Source organism: Streptomyces koelreuteriae (genome assembly GCF_018604545.1).
Classification (GTDB): Bacteria; Actinomycetota; Actinomycetes; order Streptomycetales; family Streptomycetaceae; genus Streptomyces; species Streptomyces koelreuteriae.
The window spans coordinates 4,846,577-4,861,516 of the sequence record NZ_CP075896.1 but is presented as its reverse complement, the minus strand read 5'-3'; the positions used below and the strand labels follow the sequence as shown (position 1 = coordinate 4,861,516).

At 70.8% G+C, this 14,940-nt stretch carries 14 protein-coding genes; 11 read left to right on the top strand and 3 right to left on the bottom strand.

The genetic code is table 11. From position 1 onward, the window contains the following. The first annotated feature begins 69 nt into the window (after positions 1–69). Positions 70–699, top strand: coding sequence for a 5-formyltetrahydrofolate cyclo-ligase (locus KJK29_RS22045; RefSeq protein WP_215120865.1), 630 nt, complete (start codon positions 70–72; stop codon positions 697–699). A gap of 68 nt (positions 700–767) precedes the next feature. Here the strand turns inward: KJK29_RS22045 and KJK29_RS22040 are convergent, their stop codons facing one another. After that, positions 768–3,587 carry a penicillin acylase family protein gene (locus tag KJK29_RS22040; RefSeq protein WP_215120864.1) on the bottom strand — a complete coding sequence of 940 codons (2,820 nt, stop codon included), beginning with the start codon at positions 3,585–3,587 and terminating at the stop codon, positions 768–770. Between the two features lie 238 nt (positions 3,588–3,825). On the opposite strand from KJK29_RS22040, the gene KJK29_RS22035 reads away from it, so the two are divergent. From KJK29_RS22035 to mscL, 6 genes are all read left to right on the top strand, one after another. Next, positions 3,826–5,355: a potassium/proton antiporter gene (locus tag KJK29_RS22035; protein ID WP_215120863.1), complete on the top strand. Its 1,530-nt coding sequence runs from the start codon at positions 3,826–3,828 to the stop codon at positions 5,353–5,355. 282 nt (positions 5,356–5,637) lie between these two features. After that, positions 5,638–6,930 (top strand): MFS transporter, encoded by a 1,293-nt coding sequence (locus tag KJK29_RS22030; protein WP_215120862.1) that lies wholly within the window; start codon positions 5,638–5,640, stop codon positions 6,928–6,930. Between the two features lie 67 nt (positions 6,931–6,997). Further along, entirely contained in the window at positions 6,998–7,339 is a 342-nt protein-coding gene (locus KJK29_RS22025) for an FmdB family zinc ribbon protein (RefSeq protein WP_215120861.1), read from the top strand. Between the two features lie 78 nt (positions 7,340–7,417). Further along, the gene (locus KJK29_RS22020) at positions 7,418–8,305 is read left to right on the top strand and encodes an S-methyl-5'-thioadenosine phosphorylase (RefSeq protein WP_251057902.1); all 888 of its coding nucleotides are present in this window, start codon (positions 7,418–7,420) and stop codon (positions 8,303–8,305) included. Positions 8,306–8,486: 181 nt separating this feature from the next. Beyond that, positions 8,487–9,134, top strand: a complete 648-nt coding sequence (locus KJK29_RS22015) for a CpaB family protein (RefSeq protein ID WP_251057901.1) — start codon at positions 8,487–8,489, stop codon at positions 9,132–9,134. Between the two features lie 123 nt (positions 9,135–9,257). Continuing rightward, entirely contained in the window at positions 9,258–9,731 is a 474-nt protein-coding gene (mscL, locus tag KJK29_RS22010) for a large conductance mechanosensitive channel protein MscL (RefSeq protein ID WP_215120860.1), read from the top strand. 133 nt (positions 9,732–9,864) lie between these two features. Here mscL and KJK29_RS22005 read toward each other — a convergent pair whose 3' ends face one another. After that, entirely contained in the window at positions 9,865–10,044 is a 180-nt protein-coding gene (locus KJK29_RS22005; protein ID WP_215120859.1) for a hypothetical protein, read from the bottom strand. Positions 10,045–10,100: 56 nt separating this feature from the next. On the opposite strand from KJK29_RS22005, the gene KJK29_RS22000 reads away from it, so the two are divergent. The 4 genes from KJK29_RS22000 (at position 10,101) to KJK29_RS21985 (ending at position 14,748) form a co-directional block, all read left to right on the top strand. Beyond that, the gene (locus tag KJK29_RS22000; protein ID WP_215120858.1) at positions 10,101–11,330 is read left to right on the top strand and encodes a low temperature requirement protein A; all 1,230 of its coding nucleotides are present in this window, start codon (positions 10,101–10,103) and stop codon (positions 11,328–11,330) included. 68 nt (positions 11,331–11,398) lie between these two features. Further along, positions 11,399–12,439 (top strand): P1 family peptidase, encoded by a 1,041-nt coding sequence (locus tag KJK29_RS21995; protein WP_215120857.1) that lies wholly within the window; start codon positions 11,399–11,401, stop codon positions 12,437–12,439. A 165-nt stretch (positions 12,440–12,604) separates the two neighbouring features. Beyond that, entirely contained in the window at positions 12,605–13,822 is a 1,218-nt protein-coding gene (locus tag KJK29_RS21990) for a L,D-transpeptidase (protein ID WP_215120856.1), read from the top strand. Positions 13,823–14,001: 179 nt separating this feature from the next. Then, positions 14,002–14,748 carry a DUF6227 family protein gene (locus tag KJK29_RS21985; protein ID WP_215120855.1) on the top strand — a complete coding sequence of 249 codons (747 nt, stop codon included), beginning with the start codon at positions 14,002–14,004 and terminating at the stop codon, positions 14,746–14,748. A gap of 17 nt (positions 14,749–14,765) precedes the next feature. Here the strand turns inward: KJK29_RS21985 and KJK29_RS21980 are convergent, their stop codons facing one another. Next, positions 14,766–14,927: a hypothetical protein gene (locus KJK29_RS21980; protein ID WP_215120854.1), complete on the bottom strand. Its 162-nt coding sequence runs from the start codon at positions 14,925–14,927 to the stop codon at positions 14,766–14,768. Between the last annotated feature and the right edge of the window lie 13 nt (positions 14,928–14,940).

Here is a 14,940-nt window from a genome sequence, read left to right as displayed (position 1 = left end):
TGGGCGGAATCTGCGGCTCCGGTTCATGGACGCTCATATGAGCGTATTAGAACGATACGGGAGCAACCATTGAGTCACATCGGGCGTCCGGGCGAGCCTGACAAGCGGAGTTTGCGGCGAGGGCTCCTCTCGGTGAGGAACAGGTTGACGGCGGATGACCTGCGGGAAACCTCGGCCGCACTGGCCGCGCGGGCGCTGGAGCTGCCGGAGTTGGCGCGGGCCGGCACGGTCGCGGCGTACGTCTCCGTGGGGAGTGAACCGGGGACGCTCGCGCTCCTCGACACGCTGCGCGCCCGGGGCGTGCGCGTCCTTCTTCCGGCCCTGCTGGCCGACAACGATCTGGACTGGGGCGTCTACGAAGGCGAGAGCTCGCTCGCGCGTGTCCGGCACGGCGGCGGCCGGATGGAGCTCTTCGAGCCCTCCGGCGAACGCCTCGGACCGGACGCCGTGACCGCCGCCGACGCCGTCCTGCTGCCGGGCCTCGCGGTCGACACGCGCGGGATGCGGCTCGGGCGTGGCGGCGGCTCGTACGACCGGGTCCTGGCGCGCCTGGAGCGGGCGAGTGCCCGGTCCTCCCTGGTGGTGCTGTTGTACGACTCCGAGGTGATCGAGCACGTCCCGGAGGAGGCGCACGACCGGCCGGTGCACGCGGTGGTGACGCCCTCGGGGGTGCGGCGGTTCAGCCGGCCCGCCGACTGATACCGGCGACGAGAACGGCCCTCCACGCGTGCGTGGAGGGCCGTTCTCGTGGTGCGGGCGTCAGCGGCTCACGGCTTGAGCACCAGCTTGTCGGTCGTGCTGCCCTCGACCGCCTTGTCCGAGAAGGACCACGGCAGCAGCTCGCCCTCGGCCCACTTGTCCGTCTGGTCGACGTAGTGGGCGCTGTAGGCGTGCCCCGACGCGCCGGAGAGGTTGATCCACTTCGACTTGTCGAGGTCGCCGAGGTTCACGACCATCCGCATGGACGGCACCCAGACGACGTTGTAGCCACCGGCGGCGTTCCAGCCGGTCGCGTTGACCGTCGCCTCGCCGCCGCCGAGCTCCCACGGGCCGCGGTTGAGGGCGTACTGGAGGAAACCGGGGCCCTCGGTGCCGAGGGTCTGGTTGTCCAGGAACAGGCGGTGCAGCCGGCCCCAGCTCCAGCTGTCGATGTCCTTGCCGAGCTTGGCGGTCAGCTCCCAGCGGGCGTCGATCATGGCCCGCCTGAACAGCTGGTCGCGGTTGACGGCCTCGGGGCGGGTGCCCGCCTCGGGCGTCTTCCACCAGTCGCTCTTGGGCTGCTCCATCAGCCCCCGGACCACCTCGAACCAGCGGTCGCCGCCGTCGGGCTGCGCCTGGTCGGGGTCGCGCTGGCCGCACTCGCGGACCTCGTCGGCCTCGTCGGCGGGCCCGGTGGTGTTGACCGGCTTGACCCACAGGCACTGGCCCTTGGGCCGCAGCTCCTTGGGCAGCTTGTTGCCGAAGGCGAGCTTGAGGATGTTGCGCCAGACCGCGTTGAAGTAGGCCGCGGCGGCCGAGTCGGCGTCCTGGGTGTAGTCCCAGCCCTCGAGGAGCTTCTGCGCCTCGCGGACGTCCTTGTTCTCGGGGTCGATCTTCAGCAGCGTGGGCACCAGCAGCCGGGCGATCTCGCTGCTGTTGTCGAGCTGCATCTGGCGCATGTCGTCCGTGGAGACCTTGCCGCCGTTCTTGATCTTCGACTCGATCAGGTCGCTTATGCGCTGGCTGCGCGTGCCGTAGCCCCAGTCCTTGGTGAGCGTGTACGGGTACTTGTCCGGGTCGATCGCGGCCTGGTTGGCGGTGACGATGTAGCCGCGCTTGGGCTTGTACTCGTAGGGCAGGGCGTCCTGCTCGATGTAGCCCGTCCAGCGGTACTCGGGGTCCCAGCCGGGCGCGGGGATGGAGCCGTCGTCGCCCTCCGCGCGCGTGGGGATCTTCCCCGGGAGGGTGTAGCCGATGTTGTTCTGGGTGTCGGCGTAGATCAGGTTCTGCGAGGGCACCTCGAACTGCGCGGCGGCCTCGCGGAAGTCGTTCCAGTCCTTCGCCTTGTCCATGGCGAAGACGGCGTCCATGGTGGTGCCCGGCTGGAGCGCGGTCCAGCGCAGCGCGACGCCGTAGCCGTCGCCTCTGTCGGGGGCGGCGGTGTTGACGCCGGCCTTCTTGCCGACCTTCACCAGCTCTTCGTCGCGGTCGGACAGCAGGGGCCCGTTGTTCGTCTCGCGCACGACGATCTTCTTGGTCTCGCCGCCGGCGACCTTGATGGTCTCCTCGCGCGTCTGGAAAGGCTTGATCTTGCCGTCGTACTGGTAGCCGTCGCCGGTGATCTTCTCCAGGTAGAGGTCCGTGACGTCGACGCCGGAGTTGGTCATACCCCAGGCGATGTCCTGGTTGTGACCGATTATCACGCCGGGCATGCCCGCGAAGGTGTAGCCGCTGACGTCGTACTGGCAGGCGCTGGAGACGCTGCGGCAGTGCAGGCCCATCTGGTACCAGACGGAGGGCAGCGAGGGCGACAGGTGCGGGTCGTTGGCCAGCAGCGGCTTGCCGGTGATGGTGTGCTCCCCGGAGACGACCCAGGAGTTGGAGCCGATGCCGTCGCCGTTCACGCCGACCGCCGGCGGGAGGTCGTCCAGGACCTTGGTGAGGCCGGTGAGCTGGCTCTGGAGGCCCTCGGTACCGGAGCTGCCGGAGCTACCTGTGCTGCTTGAGCTGCCAGTGCCGCTCGAGCCGCCGGCGGCGGTGCCCCCGGTGCCGGTGGAGCCGCCGCTCGTGCCCAAGGTGCCGGACGTGCCGCTCGTGCCGCCCTGTTCGAAGGTGCCCGTCAGCTCGTTGTACTGGCCCTCCTGGACGATCGCCTTGTTGCGGCCGGAGGGATACTCCGGGTACAGGTCGGCGATCTGCTTCGGGCCGAGGCGGCTGGTCAGCAGGGCGCGGTCGACCTCGTCCTGCATGTTGCCGCGCAGGTCCCAGGCCATCGCCTTCAGCCAGGAGACCGAGTCGACCGGGGTCCAGTTCTGCGGCTTGTAGTCGTTGGTGAAGCCGAGCGCCGCGTACTCCAGGGAGATGTCCTTGCCGTCCTTGCCCTGGAGGTAGGAGTTGACCCCCTTGGAGTACGCCTGGAGGTACTTCTTCGTGGAGGCCGACAGCTTGGTGTCGTACTCCTTCTCGGCGACCCGGTCCCAGCCGAGCGTGCGCAGGAACTCGTCGTTGTCGACCTGGCTCTTGCCGAACATCTCCGACAGCCGGCCGGAGGCCATGTGGCGGCGTACGTCCATCTCGTAGAACCGGTCCTGCGCCTGGACGTAGCCCTGCGCCATGAACAGGTCCGCGTCGGAGGAGGCGTAGATCTGCGGGATGCCGTAGTTGTCCCGTTTGACCTCGACCGGTCCCGAGAGGCCCTTGAGCGTGAGAGTGCCCTTGGTCTGCGGGAACGAGGCCCGGACGGTGCTGACGGACCAGTACCCCCCGAAGGCCACACCCCCGATGAGGGCCAGCACCAGGACGATCAGGACCAGTCGGGCTTTGCGCCCCTTTCTCCTGCCGGACTTGCCGGGCTGCTGACCCGTGGAGGCGGTGGTGTTGGGGGGCATCGCTGTCCTTGCTGTCCTAACGCGAGCGGCAGGTTCGGCTGTGCTTTTAACTGAGCGCTGGAGCAACGATAGGCGCAGGGCCTTGGGCGCCTTGACGCGGAGTCGGGAACCAGCACGGACGAACGTTCGATCTTGGCCTCGGAAGCGTCAAGAAATCGTCAAGAGTTAGGTAAGGTAACGAAGTAGTTGGCGCGGTGCGCCACAGCTTCATGTGCGATGTACGAGAGCCCACGCGCGCGTGCGGGCGGGCCAGGGAAGGATTCAGCCGCTGACTGTTCACCACCTCAACCAGCTCTTGCTCGTCTGCTCGCTCGTCCTGCTCGTCGCCGTCGCAGCGGTACGGATCTCCTCGCGCAGCGGGCTCCCCAGCCTGCTCGTGTACCTGGGCATAGGCGTCGCCATGGGCCAGGACGGCGTAGGCGACATCCACTTCGACAACGCCGAACTGACCCAGGTCATCGGATACGCGGCCCTGGTCGTGATCCTGGCCGAGGGCGGTCTCGGCACGAAGTGGAAGGAGATCAAGCCGGCCCTGCCGGCCGCCACGGCACTGGCGCTGGCCGGTGTCGCGGTGAGCGTCGGGATCACGGCGTCGGCCGCGCACTATCTGATCGGTCTGGAGTGGCGGCAGGCGCTCATCATCGGGGCGGTCGTCTCCTCGACCGACGCGGCGGCCGTCTTCTCCGTGCTGCGCAAACTGCCCCTGCCCGCGCGCATAACGGGCACGCTGGAGGCGGAGTCCGGCTTCAACGACGCGCCCGTGGTCATCCTGGTGGTCTCCCTGTCCACGGCGGGCCCGGTCGAGCACTGGTACGTGCTGCTGGGCGTGATCCTGCTGGAGCTGGCCATCGGCGCGGCCATCGGGATCGCGGTGGGCTGGCTGGGCTCCTGGGGGCTGCGGCATGTGGCGCTGCCCGCCTCCGGCCTCTACCCGATCGCCGTCATGGCGATCGCGACGGTGGCGTACGCGGCGGGCGCGCTGGCCCACGGCAGCGGGTTCCTCGCGGTGTACCTCGCGTCGATGGTGATGGGCAACGCGCGGCTGCCGCACTGGCCGGCCACGCGCGGGTTCGCCGACGGGCTCGGCTGGATGGCCCAGATCGGCATGTTCGTGCTGCTCGGGCTGCTGGTCACCCCGCACGAGCTGGGCGACGACATCGTGCCCGCGCTCGCCATCGGGCTGGTGCTGACCATGGTGGCGCGTCCGCTGAGCGTGGTGTTCTGTCTGACGCCGTTCCGGGTGCCGTGGCGCGAGCAGGCCCTGATGTCCTGGGCGGGACTGCGCGGGGCCGTGCCCATCATCCTGGCGACCATCCCCATGGTGGAGGGCGTCGACGCCAGCCGCCGGATCTTCAACATCGTCTTCGTCCTGGTCGTCGTCTACACCCTGGTCCAGGGCCCGACGCTGCCGTGGCTGGGCCGCAAGCTGCGCCTGGGCGACGGTTCGGAGGCCGCCGACCTCGGCATCGAGTCGGCCCCGCTGGAGCGGCTGCGCGGGCATCTGCTGTCGGTGGCGATCCCCGACGGGTCGAAGATGCACGGCGTCGAGGTCAACGAGCTGCGGCTGCCGCCCGGCGCCGCGGTGACGCTCGTCGTGCGGGCGGACGAATCGTTCGTCCCGCTTCCCACGACGGTGCTGCAGCGCGGGGACGAGCTGCTCGTCGTGGCCACGGATCCGGTCCGGGACGCGACGGAGAGCCGACTGCGGGCGGTGGGGCACGGCGGCAAGCTGGCCGGATGGCTGGGGACGGACGGGGCGAGTCGTTAAGTGGCGGGTCGTTAAGGACCGATTCATGCCGATTCGTATTTGCAAGGCGGGCGGGCCCTTGGTGCTTGCTTTCACAGCCACGCGCCCCGTTGATCCCTGTACGATGAAGGCGTACCCAGATCGAACCAACTCTGTCTGACGCAGAGCTGGCGCGACCGTATGGCGGTCGGGACGTCCCTCCTCACCGGGCCCCGGCATCTACCGCAGTTCCGCGCAAGAGGACAGCTCTCGGCGCCGCCCGCCTGCCGGGACGCGCTACCAGGCGGCAGAAAGGCACGGGCCGTGGCATCCACGGTCACCTCGAAGAAGTCGAAGAACTCGACGGCTTCCGCCCGCCCGGGATACGGCCGGCTGCTGCGCACCCGCGGCGCCTGGACGTTCCTGCTCCCCGGTTTCGCGGCACGCCAGCCGTTCGCGATGCTGACGATCTCCATCGTGCTGCTGGTGCAGCACACCACCGGCTCCTACGGAGCGGCGGGCGCCGCCGCGGCCGTCACCGGTGTCTCCATGGCCCTGTTCGCGCCCTACAGCGGCCGCCTCGCCGACCGCTACGGGCAGCGTGCCGTGCTGATCCCCGGGGTGCTGCTGCACGCGGTCTCCGGGCTGACGCTGACGGCGCTCGCGCTGCTGGACGCCCCGCTGTGGGCGGTGTTCGCGGCGGCCGTCCCGACCGGCGCCTCGGTGCCGCAGGTCGGCCCCATGGTGCGGGCCCGCTGGGGCGTGAAGCTCAAGGACTCGCCCCTGATGACCACCGCGGCGGCCTTCGAGTCGGTCACGGACGAGCTGACCTTCGTCGTCGGACCGCTGCTGGCCACCGCGCTGTGCACGGCGATCGACCCGGCCGCCGGGCTGGTCACCGAGGCCTCGCTGACGCTGATCGGCGGTCTGCTGTTCGCCGCGCAGAAGAGCACCCAGCCGTCCGTCGAGGGCCGCGGCCACGCGCGCGTGGAGCACGCTTCCGCGCTGCGCGTCCCCGGTGTGCGCGTGCTGATCGTGACCTTCCTGGGCATCGGCGCCGTCTTCGGCGGCATGCAGGTCTCGCTGGCCGCGTACACCGAGTCGATCGGCGAACCGGGCCTGAACGGCGTCCTGTACGGCGTCTTCGCCGCGGGCAACATGATCTCCGGCCTCGTCTGCGGCGCGATCGCCTGGCGGGCGGCCCCGCAGCGGCGCCTGGTCATCGGCTACACGGCGCTCGCCCTCACCGCCTCGGGCCTGTGGGCCGCCGACTCGGTCCCGGTCCTGGCGGGCCTCGGCCTGCTGGTCGGCATGTGCATCGCGCCCGCCCTGATCACCGGCTACACCCTGGTCGACGGCCTGGTCCCGGCCGGTGCCCGTACCGAGGCCTTCACCTGGCTGACCGGCGCGGTGGCACTGGGCCAGGCGGCGGCCGTCAGCATCGCCGGGCAGCTGGAGGACCGTCTGTGGGGCGGCGCCGGTTTCCTGGTGCCCATGGGCGGCACCGTGCTCGCCCTGGCGACCCTCCTGGCCCTGCGTTCCCGGCTGGCCGGGCACGCCCAGGGGCGGACGGTCGCACGTGGCGTGGGTCACCGCGTGCCGGTGGCGGTGGACTGAGCGGCTGGAATACGTCACTATGGACCGTCGTTAGCACTCATCGAGTGAGAGTGCCAGGAGGAAGACAGTGCCGACCTACCAGTACCAGTGCACCGAGTGTGGCGAGGGCCTCGAGGCGGTGCAGAAGTTCACCGACGACGCTCTCACCGAGTGCCCGAACTGCAAGGGCCGCCTGAAGAAGGTGTTCTCGGCGGTCGGCATCGTCTTCAAGGGCTCCGGCTTCTACCGGAACGACAGCCGCGGCTCCTCGTCGAGCAGCTCCCCGGCGAAGTCGTCGAGCTCCTCCTCGTCGTCCTCCGACTCCGGTTCGGGCTCCGGCTCGGGCTCCTCGTCGAGTTCTTCGTCCAGCTCGTCCTCGAGCTCTTCGTCGGGCTCGGGCAGCTCGACCAGCAGCACCACCGCCGCGTAAGGCCTGATGCGTTCGGGACCCTGTCGCCCTTGGGGCGACGGGGTCCTCGGCGTTCGTGCGTGCGGTTAGGGTGCGGACATGGCGAACAAGGCGAACGTGACGGGCTCGGCGGACGTGGCGGGCTCGGTGGACGGGCAGGGCGCGGGGATCGGCGTCATCGGCGGCTCCGGGTTCTACTCCTTCCTCGACGATGTGACCGAGGTCCAGGTCGACACCCCGTACGGGCCGCCCAGCGACTCCCTCTTCCTCGGTGAGGTCGCAGGCCGGCGGGTCGCCTTCCTGCCGCGGCACGGGCGGGGCCACCACCTGCCGCCGCACCGGATCAACTACCGCGCCAATCTGTGGGCCCTGCGGTCCGTCGGCGTGCGCCAGGTGCTCGCGCCGTGCGCCGTGGGCGGCCTGCGCCCCGAGTACGGACCGGGCACGCTGCTGGTGCCGGACCAGCTCGTCGACCGTACGAAGTCCCGCGCGAACACGTACTTCGACGGAGAGCCGCTGCCCGACGGGTCGGTGCCGAACGTGGTGCATGTGTCGCTGGCCGACCCCTACTGCTCCGCCGGGCGGGCCGTCGCGCTGAAGGCGGCGCGCGGCCGGGACTGGGAGCCGGTGGACGGCGGCACGCTGGTCGTGGTCGAGGGGCCGCGCTTCTCGACCCGTGCCGAATCGTTGTGGCACCAGGCGCAGGGCTGGTCGGTGGTGGGGATGACCGGGCATCCCGAGGCGGCACTCGCCCGTGAGCTGGAGCTCTGCTACACGTCCCTGACCCTGGTCACCGACCTCGACGCGGGCGCCGAGAGCGGGGAGGGCGTCTCGCACGACGAGGTGCTGCAGGTGTTCGCGGCGAACGTGGGGCGGCTGCGGGGGGTGCTGTTCGACGCGGTGGCGGGGTTGCCGGGGGTGGACGAGCGGGACTGTCTGTGTGGTGGGGCGTTGGGTGGGATGGATCCGGGGTTCGTGTTGCCGTAGTCGGCAGGCCGCCTTTCTTGTGGGGCGTGGGGAGGCGGAACTTGCCGTTCGGGTGAGGGAGTTGTCCACAGGTCCGGGGTAGGTCCACAGGCCTCAGCGGGCGGCGGCGGGAAGCCTCATCGTGGGGAGCGCAAGCCGGTCCTCGTCGCAGGTGGTGGTTCCCGTGTCCCTCGCTCCGCTCATGTCCTCCCTTTCCGGCGGCTCCCCCGTCGCCGCGCTCCCGCCCGGCCCCGAGGTGCCCGCGACGCGTGAGGTGCCGCGCTTTGATCCCGTGCGGGTGCGTGGGGGCCGGTACCGGTCGGGCCGGCTCGGGCGGCACCGGCGGCGGGCCCTGGCCGTCGGGCTCGCGGTCACCGCGACCGCGCTGGTGGCGGCGGGCCCGCGTGACGGTGACGGGGCCCGCGGTCAGCCCCGGGCCACGTCTCCCGCGCATACGTCCTCGATGTACCGGGAGCGGTCCGCGCGGATGCGTGGTGCAGCGGGGGCGGGTGTGGCGGGGACAGGTGCCGCAGGGGCAGGTGCCGCGGGCCCGGGTGCGGCGGGCCCGGGTGCGGCGGGCCCGGTGACGGCTCCGATCCGGATCGCCGACGCGGCGACGGTACGGCTGCTGCGGCCGGGCGACCGGGTCGACGTCATCGCCGCCGAGGGGACGGCACCGGGCGGCGACGCCCGCGTGATCGCGCGCGGGGCCAGGGTGACGAAGGTGCCGGAGCCGCTGGAGGGCGCGACGGACGGCGGGGCGCTGGTCGTGCTCTCGGTGCCGCGTGCCACCGCCGCCCGGCTCGCCGGGGCGAGCGCGACGGCACGGTTGGCGGTGACGTTGTGGTGATGCTGTGCACGATCGCGTCAAGGCCCTCGTTCGAGGGACCCAGGTACTCGGTTCGGCCCCCTCGTGACGTAGGTTGCGGAGCGTTTTGTTCCATAAGCTGCTCGTGCGAGGAAAGGCCCCGAGGTGAGCGAGAAGAAGGAACCGAGCCTCTGGGAGGGCTTCAAGGCCTTCCTGATGCGCGGGAACGTCGTCGATCTGGCTGTGGCGGTGGTGATCGGCGCCGCGTTCACGAACATCGTCAACGCCGTGGTCAAGGGGATCATCAACCCGTTCGTCGGGGCCATCGGGACCAAGAACCTCGACCACTACAGCTCCTGCCTGAGCTCGACCTGCAAGGGCGAGGAGGGCATCCAGATCGCGTGGGGCTCCGTCCTCGGCGCCGCCCTGAGCTTCGTGATCACGGCTGCGGTCGTCTACTTCCTGATGGTCCTGCCCATGGCGAAGTACCTGGCCCGCCAGGAGGCCCGCCGCAAGGCGAAGGAGGGCACACAGGAGGTCATCGAGGTGACCGAGCTGGAGGTGCTGAAGGAGATCCGGGACGCGCTGGTCGCCCAGCGTGGCGCGGGGAACGACCGGCAGGACCAGCCGGAGCGGTAGCGCGGCGGGCGGCGCGGACGCGGCTGGGCCGCCTGGTCCGGCTGTGGTGGAGCCGCCCGGCTCAGACGTGGTGGAGCCGCCCGGCTCAGACGTGGTGGAGCCGCCCGGCTCAGACGTGGTGGAGCCGCCCGGCTCAGATGTGGTGCGGCGGCTTCTCGTCGAGGAAGCGCTTGAGGTCAGCCGCGCCCCCGCCGGAGTCCGTGCGCTCGCCCCAGCCGCGGTCGGTGTCGTCGGAGGACTGCTGGTCGAGCGGGTCGTCGAAGACCAGCGCGGGCTTCGGCGCGGGCGCCTCGGGATCGGGGGTGCTGCTCATGCGTCCAGGGTACGGTCGCGGAGAAAATCCCCGCGCCTTCTGTTGTGCTGGGAATCATGACGTCCAGCCCCACTCCCCCGCCCGTCCCCTCCGGCCCGCCCGGCGACCGGGGACCGCTGCGCAGGCTCAGGGCCCGCGGACGCGACGAGGCGCACCGGACGGCCTCACCGCTGGAGCTCTTCTTCGACCTGTGCTTCGTCGTGGCCGTCGCCCAGGCGGGCATCCAGCTGGTCCACTCCGTCGCCGAGGGCCATGCCGGCGAGGGGATCCTCGACTACGCGATGGTCTTCTTCGCCGTGTGGTGGGCCTGGATGAACTTCTCGTGGTTCGCCTCGGCGTACGACAACGACGACGTGCTGTACCGGGTCGTCACCCTGGTGCAGATCGCGGGTGTGCTGGTCCTCGCGGCGGGGGTCTCGCAGGCCTTCGAGGAGCACGACTACCTCGTGGTCTGGCTGGGCTACGTGATCATGCGGCTGGCCCTGGTGACGCAGTGGCTGCGGGCGGCCCGCGCCGCCGAGGGCCCGGAGCGGACGACGGCCCTGCGCTACGCCGGCGGGGTACTGCTGTGCCAGGTCGGCTGGCTGGGCCTGCTGCTCCTGCCCGAGGACGCGCTGCCCTGGTGGTTCCTGGTGATGGCGCTGCTGGAGATGTGCGTGCCGCTGTTCGCGGAGCGGGGCCAGCCCACGGCCTGGCATCCCCGCCATATCGCGGAGCGCTACGGACTGTTCACGATCATCGTGCTCGGCGAGACGGTCGCCGCGGCCACGATCGCCGTGAAGTCCGGCATCGACGAGAACGACTCGCTGGGCGAGGTCCTCCCCATCGCGTCGGGCGGGCTGCTGATCATCTTCGCCGCGTGGTGGATCTACTTCGTGGTGCCCATCCACGGCCATCTGCGCTCCAACCGGCAGGCGTTCCTGTGGGGCTACGGCCACTACGTGGTCTTCGCCTCGGCGGCCGCGATCGGGGCCGGGCTGGAGGTGGCGGTGGAGCAGACGGTGGGCAAGGCGCACATCTCCACGCTGGCGGCGTCGGCCGCCGTGACCCTGCCGACGGCCCTGTATCTGCTGACCGTGTGGGCCCTGCACTCGCGTCACTTCAAGGCGGGCATCACCCAGCAGCTGGTACTGCCGACGACGGCACTGCTGGTGATCTGCTGCACGTTCCTGGGTGACTGGGCGGTGCTCACGGCGGGCGTGGTCTGCGCGCTGTCGGTGGCGGCGGGAGAGACACTGGCCGCCCGCCCGTCAAGGACCCACGCCCCGTCGAGCCGGACGGCCTGACGGCGCCGACGGGCCCGGCGACGCCCGGTGCGCCCGCGACGGCCGACGACTGGACAACACTGGGCGCCATGACAGTTGAAGCTCTGGTGGACGCTCTGACGGATGTCTCCGGCCTGCGTGTGGGGCACGCGACCCGCGCCGGCGACGGATGGCTCACCGGCACCACGGTCGTGCTCGCCCCGGAGGGCGGGGCCGTGGCCGCCGTGGATGTGCGGGGCGGTGGCCCCGGGACCAAGGAGACGGACGCGCTCGATCCGCGCAACGTGGTGCGGAAGGTCGAGGCGATCGTGCTGACCGGCGGCAGCGCCTACGGGCTGGACGCGGCCTCGGGGGTGATGGCCTGGCTGGAGGAGCGGGGACGCGGGATCCGGGTCGGGGCGGACCCGGCGCAGGTCGTGCCGGTGGTGCCCGCCGCCTGTGTCTTCGATCTGGGGCGGGGCGGCGACTTCCGGGCCAGGCCGGACGCGGCCACCGGGCGGGCCGCGGTCGAGGCGGCGGCGGCGAGCGAGCCCGGCGCGCCGGTGGCCCAGGGCTGTGTGGGCGCCGGTACGGGGGCGGTGACCGGGGTGGTGAAGGGCGGCATCGGCAGCGCGAGCACGGTGCTCGGCTCGGGGGTCACGGTGGCCGCGCTGGTGGTGGCCAACGCGGCGGGTTCGACGGTGGATCCGGAAACGGGGGTGCTGTACGGGGAGTTGTTCCAGGGGCGGGTGGAGTATCCGGAGGCGGAGGTGCATGAGGCCGCGCGGCGGCGCCTGGCCGAGACGGCCGCGCGGAGCGCGCCTCCGCCGCTCAACACCACGCTCGCGGTGGTCGCCACGGACGCGGATCTGTCGAAGGCCCAGGCGCAGAAGCTGGCCGGCACGGCTCACGACGGCATCGCCCGCGCGGTGCGGCCGGTGCACCTGCTCCACGACGGGGACACGGTGTTCACGCTGGCGACGGGAGACCGCGCCCTGGACGCCGAGGACCCGCTCGCCCTCAACGAGGTCCTCGCGGCGGGCGCCGATGTGGTGACCCGGGCGATCGTGCGGGCGGTGCGTGCCGCCGAGTCGGTCGACGGTCCGGGCGGGGCGTGGCCGTCGTACGGGGAGTTGTACGCGGGCCGTTGAGCAGCCCGGCACCCACAGCGGTTCCACAGCGGCGCCGGACATTGTCGCGGCCCTGTAACGGTGATGTCGTTCCTGGCGGCCGGACGCAACCCGAACGGCCCCCGGGGCCCTCTTGCTTCACGTACTGGAGCGGATCACGCACTTCACACGAACTGGGAGCAGCCCGTGACAAGGCCGGACATTGCTGCGCGGCGCACACTGGGGGCCTGTGCCGCCCTGATGGTCGGCGCCCTGACGCTCACCGCCTGTGGTGGCAGCGCCAACGCCAAGGACGACGCCAAGGGCGGCAAGGGCACGGGCAACACGTCCGTCGCGAAGATCGCCATCTCGGCGAAGGACGGCTCCACGGGCGCGTCCATCAACTCGACCGGGGTGAAGGTCAGCGACGGCAAGCTGACCGACGTGAAGATGACGGTGGCGGGCGACGGTCAGGCCGTGTCGGGCTCGATCTCCTCCGACGGCAAGGCGTGGAAGCCGAAGGAGCAGTTGGAGCGCGGCACGAAGTACCAGATATCCGCGACCGCGAAGGACTCGGACGGCCGGACGGCCGCGGCCAACTCGATCTTCACGACGGTGTCGTCGTCGAACAGCTTCATCGGGACGTACACGCCGGACGACGGCACCACGGTCGGTGCGGGCATGCCGGTGTCGTTCACCTTCGACAAGGCCATCACCGAGCGGAAGGCCGTGCAGTCGCGCATCACGGTCACCTCCAGCAGTGGGCAGCAGGTCGTCGGGCACTGGTTCAACGGGCAGCGGCTCGACTTCCGGCCCGAGGAGTACTGGAAGGCCGGCTCCAAGGTCACGATGAAGATCGACCTGGACGGGGTGGAGGGCGCGAAGGGCGTCTACGGCGTGCAGAAGAAGACGGTCACCTTCACCGTCGGGCGCTCGCAGGTCTCCACGGTCGACGTCAACACACAGACCATGACGGTGGTCCGGGACGGCAAGACCATCAAGACGATCCCGATCTCGGCGGGCAGCGCGGAGCACACCACGTACAACGGGCAGATGGTGATCTCGGAGAAGTTCACGCAGACCCGGATGAACAGCCGGACGGTCGGTCTCGGCGGGGAGTACGACATCCCGGACGTGCCGCACGCGATGCGGCTGACGACGTCCGGCACCTTCATCCACGGCAACTACTGGTACAGCAAGGGCAATCCGCCCTTCGGCCGCCAGGGCACCAGCCACGGCTGCGTCGGCCTCGCGGACGTCCAGGGCGCCGGGGGCAGCACTCCCGCCAAGTGGTTCTACGACAACTCCCTCATCGGGGACGTGGTGATCGTGAAGAACTCCCCCGACAAGACGGTGTCGCCGGACAACGGGCTCAACGGCTGGAACATGGACTGGAGCCAGTGGGTCGCGGGCAGCGCGTCCTGATCGACTGAACAGCCGCCCCAACTGGGGTATTTGACGGACCATCCGGGCCGCGCGGGAACTTTTCGCGCGGCCCGGGCGTTTTCCCGGACGTACGTTTTCTCGGTTCCCGGACATGATGTCCGACCGAGGGGCTACGGTATGCACCCACAAGGTGACATGCAGCAACGCCGGGAGAAACCTTGAGCGTTCCGTACGAGACGGCAGCGTACGAACCCCACGACTCGCCCGAGTCTCCGGAGGAGCACCTCGCGCGACTCCTCGGCCGCGCCCTGAACTCCTTCGAGCTACCGGACGAGACGCTGAGGCGGCTGGACTGCGCCCTGGCGCACGACAGTTCGCTGCACTCCGCGCACCACAGCGCGGGCCTGCACCGGGAGACGTACCGGCACACCTGGCTGCTGGCCGACGGTTCGGCACTCACCCTCTGGGAGCTCGTCCACAACACCGCGCCGGGCAGCGAGCCGCAGCACGAGGTCTATGTGGACGAGGAGGAGCTGCGGGCCGCGACCGCGCGTCTGCCGCTGCCGCCGGACACCCCTGACTTCGAGCTGCCGGTGACGGTGCAGCTCTCCCCGGTCCCCGCGCCCCGGCACGCCTATGCCGGCGACGACTCGGCGGACCACGCGCGCCGTTTACTGCGCCGGGCGGAGAACACGGACCGGCCGGGCGCGGACACGGCGGCCCTGCTGGCCACGGCGTCCGGCCACCGGATCGCCCAGGCCTTCGGCCGCCCCTGCCGAGCCGGCCGGGCGGGGCTGGGGTTCTCGCTCTACGAGCACGCGTTCCTGCTGGGCGACGGCGAGGAGCTCTCCCTCTGGGAGGTCGAGCACACGGCGACGCCGGACGGACGGCACATGTGCGAGGTGTACGTCAGCGAGGACGCGGCGCGTGAGGCGATGGAGCGGCGGGCGGCGCAGCTGTCGTAGGAGCCGTCGCGGCTTTCCTAGACGCCCCGGTCTCCGCTCAACTGGCGCACCAGCTCGGTGAAGGCGTCTCTCTCCTGCGTGGTCAGCTCCACGGACTCCGACCGGGGGCCTGTCTGCCGCTGTTGTGGGAGAGCGGGGAGGGAGTGGCCTTCGGGCCACCCGGAGACGTGCTCAGGCATGCGTTCCAGTAGA

Excerpts from the sequence above, each read along its gene's own strand:
- KJK29_RS22005 (WP_215120859.1), bottom strand. The coding sequence starts at position 10,044 with ATGAGCAGCACCCCCGATCCCGAGGCGCCCGCGCCGAAGCCCGCGCTG.
- KJK29_RS22015 (WP_251057901.1), top strand. The coding sequence starts at position 8,487 with ATGTCCTCCCTTTCCGGCGGCTCCCCCGTCGCCGCGCTCCCGCCCGGC.
- KJK29_RS22020 (WP_251057902.1), top strand. The coding sequence starts at position 7,418 with ATGGCGAACAAGGCGAACGTGACGGGCTCGGCGGACGTGGCGGGCTCG.
- KJK29_RS21995 (WP_215120857.1), top strand. The coding sequence starts at position 11,399 with ATGACAGTTGAAGCTCTGGTGGACGCTCTGACGGATGTCTCCGGCCTG.
- KJK29_RS22040 (WP_215120864.1), bottom strand. The coding sequence starts at position 3,587 with ATGCCCCCCAACACCACCGCCTCCACGGGTCAGCAGCCCGGCAAGTCC.
- KJK29_RS22000 (WP_215120858.1), top strand. The coding sequence starts at position 10,101 with ATGACGTCCAGCCCCACTCCCCCGCCCGTCCCCTCCGGCCCGCCCGGC.
- KJK29_RS21980 (WP_215120854.1), bottom strand. The coding sequence starts at position 14,927 with ATGCCTGAGCACGTCTCCGGGTGGCCCGAAGGCCACTCCCTCCCCGCT.